Origin of the sequence: Bacillus sp. JJ634 (assembly GCF_036962285.1) — a bacterium.
Classification (GTDB): domain Bacteria; phylum Bacillota; class Bacilli; order Bacillales; family DSM-1321; genus Peribacillus; species Peribacillus asahii_A.
The window spans coordinates 169-7,972 of sequence record NZ_JBALMU010000102.1 but is presented as its reverse complement, the minus strand read 5'-3'; the positions used below and the strand labels follow the sequence as shown (position 1 = coordinate 7,972).

At 35.2% G+C, this 7,804-nt stretch carries 7 protein-coding genes; 2 read left to right on the top strand and 5 right to left on the bottom strand.

All coding sequences use genetic code 11. The annotated features are described in order from the left end of the window. The coding region (locus V7068_RS15110; protein ID WP_499713474.1) for a CopD family protein at window positions 1-1,079 on the bottom strand (1,079 nt) is incomplete at its 3' end. A 3-nt stretch (window positions 1,080-1,082) separates the two neighbouring features. After that, on the bottom strand, window positions 1,083-1,646 hold the full coding sequence (locus tag V7068_RS15105) for a copper resistance CopC family protein (protein ID WP_499713473.1): 564 nt from the start codon (window positions 1,644-1,646) through the stop codon (window positions 1,083-1,085). A 114-nt stretch (window positions 1,647-1,760) separates the two neighbouring features. Between V7068_RS15105 and V7068_RS15100 the strand changes: the two genes are divergently transcribed. Beyond that, entirely contained in the window at window positions 1,761-2,081 is a 321-nt protein-coding gene (locus tag V7068_RS15100; protein ID WP_499713471.1) for an ArsR/SmtB family transcription factor, read from the top strand. Between the two features lie 41 nt (window positions 2,082-2,122). Further along, entirely contained in the window at window positions 2,123-4,786 is a 2,664-nt protein-coding gene (locus V7068_RS15095) for a heavy metal translocating P-type ATPase (protein ID WP_499713475.1), read from the top strand. A 330-nt stretch (window positions 4,787-5,116) separates the two neighbouring features. On the opposite strand, the gene V7068_RS15090 is transcribed toward V7068_RS15095, so the two are convergent. The 3 genes from V7068_RS15090 to V7068_RS15080 all read right to left on the bottom strand — a co-directional run bounded on the left by V7068_RS15090 (window position 5,117) and on the right by V7068_RS15080 (window position 7,639). Next, window positions 5,117-5,302 carry a twin-arginine translocase TatA/TatE family subunit gene (locus V7068_RS15090; protein ID WP_127760388.1) on the bottom strand — a complete coding sequence of 62 codons (186 nt, stop codon included), beginning with the start codon at window positions 5,300-5,302 and terminating at the stop codon, window positions 5,117-5,119. Between the two features lie 138 nt (window positions 5,303-5,440). Then, a complete protein-coding gene (locus V7068_RS15085) occupies window positions 5,441-6,610 on the bottom strand; it encodes a ZIP family metal transporter (protein WP_499713470.1) in 1,170 nt (389 codons plus the stop codon). Window positions 6,611-6,625: 15 nt separating this feature from the next. Then, window positions 6,626-7,639: a multicopper oxidase domain-containing protein gene (locus V7068_RS15080; RefSeq protein ID WP_499713469.1), complete on the bottom strand. Its 1,014-nt coding sequence runs from the start codon at window positions 7,637-7,639 to the stop codon at window positions 6,626-6,628. Window positions 7,640-7,804: the final 165 nt, after the last annotated feature.

The window sequence follows — 7,804 nt, the reverse complement described above, 5'->3', positions numbered from 1 at the left end:
AATGATAAATAAAAAGCTACCACACATAATACACTCATTGAGAAACCTAATAGGATAGATGCTCTCTTTATATATGACAATATTGTTACTCCTAAGAATGATAAGGCTAATATTAATAGCATTACACTGTTTAATTCAAGGCCTAGAACAATTACTAAATCGCGTGTTATATTCCCTTGGTAAAATAGGTCAAATAATTTAGATACTCCCGATGACGCTATGGTTGTTTTAATATCATGTGGTGGTTCTTGTTGCCCTAATACAGCCGTTGCGGAAAAAACAAGAAAAACTACTAAACTTTCAGCTTTCGTCCAACGTATTGGATTAAAATTCTCATTATTTTTTAGTTCTCTTCTAATCAAAACACTATTGATAAAAGCAAACGTTATTAAAGGTATAAGGAACAGATGCTTAATTAAAAGTGCTTGTCCATAAGGAAGCATCCAAGAATTTGTGTAATCTTTATAATCGATCACCACAGTCATTAAGAATAGTCCTGTAATCACAGTTATTAAGAAACACATCATTGCTACAGGCGTAAACCACCTTAAGAACTTCAGCCAATTTGAATAATTTCTTGAAAACCAACTAACTACAATTAAGATTCCTATCCAAATAGTAACAGCAAGAAAATGAATAGTGTGTGCAAGGAATCCTTTCCATTGCTCTATCGAATTTGCGTGGCTAGACCAACCTAAGGCTAGAATTAATATAAGGGTAAAAACCATCCCTATGTATGCATATAATGGTTTCTCTCGATAATCAAACCAAATAATATAAATAAACAATACATTTGAAACAAGATAAGTAAAAATCCACGCTTTTCCCACTTCAAAGGTGAAAAGTACTGATTTAAACGTTTGTGCAAATCCAATATCTTGGTAAAGATATAAAATGACTTGTAAAACGGGTATAAATGAGAATATTGCAATCCCGGCTGTTGCAACCATTAAAATACCTTTAGGTACGTTAAAATCGGGTCTGCATGAACTCGGTACAATTCGTAGAAGAAAACCACCTATAAGCAGAGAGAAACAAAGATATAATAATGGTTCGCTGATGGCTCCAATAAAAACCATTTGTTATTTCTTCCTCCTCATTAGCCAAAAGACACTTCCAGCAACCATTACAAATAAAATGCCTGTAATTGAGGGAATTAAATATGAAGGTACATTGCTTTGTTTAATATCCTGTTTTGGCTGTTCAGTGGAGCTTTCTTGATTATCTTCTCCTTGTTTTGGTTCCTTTTTTTCAGTTTCAGCCATATTTTCATTGGAATCCTCTTTCATAGGTACGTCTACAGTAAAAGAAAAAGCTCCTTCTATTGGGTGTCCATCTGCACCGATAATAGACCAGTCAACTTTATAATTCCCATTCTCTAAAGGTTGCAGGAAAGTAGCCCACATTTCATCCTCCTCTATTACAAAGTTTCCGAGTGCAATAGATTGCCCATTTAAATTTGAAACACTAATCTTACTTGTCTGTTCAACTTTTGTTCCAAACATTAACGTTAACTCCTGTAAGGGTTCTGTTATTACTTCACCATCTTTAGGGGTTGATTCTTCTAGGGAAGTATGTGCGAATGCTTGATTTGAAAATAAAACGAACACGAATAATAAAAACAATAATGAGACTTTTTTTATCATTTCAATCCTCCTTTTACATAGTCAAATTACGATAGTTTGACACACATATTAGGCATTGCTAATATGATAATAACAAAACATATTAGCAGTGTCTAATATGTAAGGAGGAAATATATGCAAACTATTGACATCGATATGAAAGTGAAATTAATTCATGGATTTTCTAATAAAACAAGGCTTCAAATTCTTGAATGTATAAAAGACGAAGAAAAAACGGTATCTCAGATTGTAGAAGAGATTAATGGAAATCAATCGAATATTTCACAACATCTTGCATGTTTAAAAGGCTGTGGAATTATTGTTGGAAGAAATGAAGGAAAATATTGTTTTTACAGTTTACGTAACCAGCATATAAGGGATTTATTAACAATGTTCGATGTAGTTCTTGAAGATGTTCAAAATGATGTTGCATGTTGCGATCGTCATGTAGATTAGGAGTGTTTAAAATGGCTGAAAAATGTTGTGGCTCAAATAACATGCCTAAAAATAAAAGGGAAAGTTGTTGCAGCTCTTCTGATAAATTAGATGTAAAACAAGAAAATTCAAGTTGTTGTAACAGTAACAAAGATTCAGTAAATACCTTTAATTCAATACCTATTATTATTCAAGAAAAAACTAATTGCTGTAGCAGTAATTCATCGAAGGAAACAGTTAATGAACTAGAAAAGGCAAGCTGTTGTAGCACTCCCCTTCCTAGTGAAAATAAGCATGGAACCAATAATTGTTGTAGTAGTAAAACAACCCTTAAAGAAAATAAAAACCCAGTGAAAACAAGCTGTTGTAGTAGTAATGAAGAACAAACAGTAGATACCATCTCGAATCCTCTTCTGTCTAGAGAGAAGATGTCATACAGAGTTCATGGAATGGATTGTGCCGCTTGTGCAATTACCATTGAAAAAGGTTTAAGTAAACTAAAAGATATAAATGAGGTAAAGGTTAATTTCAGTACAGCGAAAATGCAGGTGGCTGCAAGTAATGCTGATGCTTTTATTCCGATTGAGAGTGAAATTAAAAAACTTGGATATTCTGCAGATCCATTAAATCAAAAAGGGAATATAAAAACCTTCGATATTGAAGGAATGGACTGTGGTAGTTGTGCTAAGAGCATAGAAAATCACTTAAATACCATTCCATCCGTTAAAAGTGTCAGCGTTAATTTTTCTACCGGAAAAATGAAAATTGAACATTCGGCTAGTGTCGAAGATATTATTTCTGAGGTTTCTAAAATCGGTTATAAAGCCTCATTATCATCTAATAAGCAATCGATACAGACTCACAAAAATAAAAACGAGAATGGCTTAATCATCTTGTCTGGTGTACTAATAGCTCTTGGTTTTATCGGTTCATTTAATGGAATTTCTCCATGGATGTCATCGGTACTATACGCAATTGCAATGGTGATAAGTGGTTATAAGCCTATAAAGAGTGCATTCTATGCGATAAAAAGTCGTTCACTGGATATGAATGTTCTGATGTCTGCTGCAGCTATTGGAGCTGCACTTATAGGGGAATGGCTTGAAGGTGCTACCGTTGTTTGGTTATTCGCAATCGGTAACTTACTACAAACCAAATCGATTGAACGTACAAGAAATTCGATTCGTAATCTTATGAATCTAGCTCCTGCTGAAGCTTGGGTAAGTGTTGGTTCAGAAGTCATAAAAAAACCGGTTGAAAATATAGTAGTTGGTGACATTATCATTGTTAAACCGGGTGATAAAATTCCATTAGATGGTGAAATTATTTACGGGGAATCCAGTGTCAATCAGGCTCCTATTACAGGAGAGTCCATTCCTATAGATAAGAAAATAGGTGATACAGTATACGCAGGAACAATAAATGAACATGGTTCCCTTGAGATTCGGGTCACTAAGTTAGTGGAAGATACGACCATATCCAAAATTATTCACTTGGTCGAAGAGGCACAAGAACAAAAAGCACCAACTGAAGCATTTGTAGATAAATTCGCAAGTATTTATACACCTATTGTATTTCTTTTAGCATTGGCGATTATGGTGCTGCCTCCACTATTTGGATTTGGTACTTGGGGAGAATGGTTTTATAAAGGGCTGGAACTACTAGTTGTAGCTTGTCCTTGTGCTTTAGTCATTTCTACTCCTGTTGCCATCGTATCAGCTATTGGGAACGCTGCGAAGAATGGAGTCTTAATTAAAGGTGGAACGTTTTTAGAAAAAGCAGGCGCCATCACGGCCATTGCATTTGATAAAACGGGTACTTTGACTGAAGGGAAACCTAAAGTTTCGGAAATCAAAACGTTAAACGGATCAGAAGAAGAATTACTTTCAATCGCATTAACTTTAGAAGATTATTCAACACATCCTATTGCACAAGCGATTGTTGGATATGCCAATGAAAAAGGAATACGACCTAAAAATGGAGAGTTATTTAAAAGTATCGTAGGAAAAGGTGTTCAAGCGACCATTCAAGAAGATATTTTTTACGCTGGGAATCTAAAATTATTCGAAGAACTTAATGTTTCTCTAGAGGATATAAAAAAACATGTTCAAGAGATACAAAGCAAAGGGAAAACAGTAGTGATTGTCGGGACACAAAATCAAATTATTGGGATCATTGCCGTTTCTGATACAATCCGTGAAACTTCAGCGTCAGCTTTAAAAGCATTAAAACAAAGTGGAGTTAATCAAACGGTCATGTTGACTGGAGATAATGAAGGAACCGCAAAAATGATTGCTTCGGAAGCAAATGTGAATCGCTATTTCGCAGAATTATTGCCAGAGGATAAAGTAGATGCTATTAAGAAATTACAAAATGAAGGACATAAGGTAGCTATGGTTGGAGACGGTATTAATGATGCTCCTGCACTTGCAACAGCAGATTTAGGTATCGCAATGGGCGGTGCCGGAACTGACACTGCAATGGAAACAGCAGATATTGTGTTAATGGCCGATAATCTTGATAAACTTCCCCATACAATGAAGTTAAGTAGAAAAGCATTAACGATTATTAAACAAAATATTTGGTTCTCCATCATTATTAAAGTCATCGCACTAGTCTTAATCTTTCCAGGGTGGCTTACACTTTGGATGGCTGTGTTAAGTGATACAGGTGCTGCCTTAATTGTTATTTTAAATGCAATAAGATTGTTAAAATTTAAAGAATAGATGCTAATGAGATGTTTCTGAATAGAGACATCTCATTTTTTACAAAAAGGAATTTTTATTGCACTAACCTGCCTTCGTTCAATAAGTCTTATTCCATTAAAAATCCCTAGGATACCACTCAGTCCTAACAGCACTAGCTTAAATCATAAATCTTTGACTAGCAATGATAATATAAATGCTAGGCATTAAAGACAGCAGAAAGACGACTAAAGTAATGATAATTCGTTTATGTAATTCCTCAAAGTGCTGAGCTACTCGCATATGACAATTATTCCAGAAAAAAGAAGATGTAAGACAAAGCCTACACCTTCTTTTAATCTAATTGGCTAGTTAATCCTTGTTTTTAGATGGTTCTGTATTTGCGTCATCTACCACAAGATCTCTAGTAGACTTTTTAAACTCTCTTAATGTTGAGCCAAATGCTCTTCCGATTTCCGGTAACTTAGAAGGACCAAAAATTATAAGAACGATTATTAAAGTTAGTATCAACCCTGGTATTCCAATATTTTGAAGCATAATTCCCCCTCCTAATCATTAAATCTTGTAATTCCATTTATACGCTTATCATCATTTCAAAATAGCTTCAGCAAAAAAGGTGTTTAGATTAATATTCTTACCAAGTTTTTAAACGTCTACAATCATTTAATGCCATCCTTAAAACTTAACAAAAAATGCAGTAAAGTACATGATTAACATTCCAATGGCGAATCCAGAAAGATTTAACCATGAGACAGATGGTTCCTTATGTGTTCGATGATCTTCAATAAGCATTTTTGTAATGACATAAATTACTTGTAAAATGGCCCCTGCTCCAATCCCTAAGAACAAAGCACCCCATATTGGCGAGAAAATGAAACCGCCAAACCAAGTACCAAGAATGGCAGGTGCACCAGCAATTGTTCCGAGAATTAAGAAGTCCTTTATACTTGGCTTGGTTTTTAAAAGGGGAGCAGCTATCCCAATCCCTTCTGTAATATTGTGCAGGGTAAAGCCAATAATTAAAAATGTTCCTAATGCAGCTTCACCTAGAGCAAAAGAAGATCCAATCGCCAATCCTTCCCCAAAGTTATGAATCCCAATTCCTGTAGCCATTAGAAGTGCTAATTTAAAAGGTGAAAAGCCTTTGGACTCCTGTCTTTTATGCTGATACTGATCAAATCCGATTAATAGCAAGAAGGTTAGCGCAGCTCCGATTATGACCACCATATTCCCTTGAAAGACGGAAGGAGCTTCAGCACCAATCTCAAACCCATCAGCAAGTGTTCCAACAAACAGGAATAATAAAAGTCCGACAGTAAGTGCAAGGATAGCATTAATCCATTTTCGCTTAAAATGCTTCATAAATGGATACCACAATAATCCTAGAGTAATAGGAACAATCCCGACATAAAAACCGATAAAGCCAAAGTTTAGAAAGTTACTCCAGCTAGCTTCAGGAGTCAAAGTTGCCGCTGCAATTTCCCCTTCTGTTACAATGCCATTTGCAGTGATAATTTTAATAGCATGAGGATCTCCCTCAACCCATGGATAGGGAATCGTTACTTTTCTATCTTCAAATCGTTTAAGCGTAGGGTCAGGTAAAACGCTAAAATTCCAAACAGAATCATCTACAATCACTTGAGAAATCGTAAGTGTTTCTGGACCGGTATTACTTACTGAAAGTTCAAAACCTCCGTTCGTTACTTTAATCCTTTCAATATTCAATACTTCAATAGGCGCAGCAGGATCTTTTTCTATTCCTGCTCCATTTATTAAGACCCACGCTAATATTCCTATAAGCAACACTAGAGGAACTAATCCCGAAATTATCCATTTTGTTTTCATTTTTGTATCCCTCCTTTACTCTACTTCAAAAAATCCCATCCATCCCAATTCTGCAAATTCACTGACATGGGCATGAAACATATATTTTCCCTTATAAGGAAAACTCACTTCAATAATACCGCGCTCTCCTTGACACTGCATGATCGTATCGGTGAATTGAGAAGGGTTATCATTCCTTCCTGTCGGATAATACGTAAAATAGTTAGCGTGAAGATGGAAGGAATTAATTAAATCAAATTCCGTTAAGTTACTAAGATAAATACGGACTAATTGGTCTTTTTTTACTTTAATCGGATGATTCATGAATGCGAAGGCATACCCATTAACCGTATAAAAATCGTTTTCGCCATCTAAATCTAAGTCAAACCCATTCATCACCATATTTAACTCTAACGCCGGTTCCCTTGGTGTTTTCGGATCAATAATAAAGTTCCCATACAATCCCTTATGAATATGGCGAGCAAGTGGTAATACATGACAATGATAAATCTGCATTCCGTATGGCTTAGCTTCAAATTCATAAGTAAATGTTTGCCCTGGGGAAATCGGTGCAATTCCATCCATTTCTGGAGGGTGTATACCATGAAAGTGAATAGAGTGAGGGTGACTTCCTCCATTTGTGAAATGAAAACGTAGTAAGTCCCCTTCCGTACAACGAAAAGTAGGGCCTGGTATCGTCCCGTTGTAAGTCCATCCCGGAAATTTTATCCCATTTGCAATTTCAATTTCTTTATCTATAGCCACAATTTCATATTCACGAAGTGTTTTTCCATTTGGTAATTTACTTACTTTTCCGTAATCAAATGTGGTTAGTAACTGTTCAGCCATGTTATAGCCTGAGGTTTTTGTAATATCTTCTACCGTTTGACTATGATTCATATTACTGTGTTTTTGGCTATGCGATTGTGCTTTAACCAAAGAGGTCGAAGTCGCTAAATTATTTAAAAAATAACTCCCCGCTATACCTAAAGCACCAGCAGATCCCAACTTTAAAATGTCACGTCTAGAAATTTTACTTTGGTCAGACATGTTTAACCACCCCTAAAAAGTTTCCTCTATGCAAAAATATGATATTTAACTAAGGTTTATGCCCTAGGACAAACTTTTTCAATATTTTTTTCTTTTTCTTAATTTTTTGTATTTCCCTTGAGATTACAAAGTGTAAAATAATACTGGAATTAATTCTAAAGGAAC

What these genes read in the sequence shown, in the direction of transcription:
- V7068_RS15095 (WP_499713475.1), top strand. Translation starts at nt 2,123, where the DNA reads ATGCCTAAAAATAAAAGGGAAAGTTGTTGCAGCTCTTCTGATAAATTA.
- V7068_RS15085 (WP_499713470.1), bottom strand. Translation starts at nt 6,610, where the DNA reads ATGAAAACAAAATGGATAATTTCGGGATTAGTTCCTCTAGTGTTGCTT.
- V7068_RS15105 (WP_499713473.1), bottom strand. Translation starts at nt 1,646, where the DNA reads ATGATAAAAAAAGTCTCATTATTGTTTTTATTATTCGTGTTCGTTTTA.
- V7068_RS15090 (WP_127760388.1), bottom strand. Translation starts at nt 5,302, where the DNA reads ATGCTTCAAAATATTGGAATACCAGGGTTGATACTAACTTTAATAATC.
- V7068_RS15080 (WP_499713469.1), bottom strand. Translation starts at nt 7,639, where the DNA reads ATGTCTGACCAAAGTAAAATTTCTAGACGTGACATTTTAAAGTTGGGA.
- V7068_RS15100 (WP_499713471.1), top strand. Translation starts at nt 1,761, where the DNA reads ATGCAAACTATTGACATCGATATGAAAGTGAAATTAATTCATGGATTT.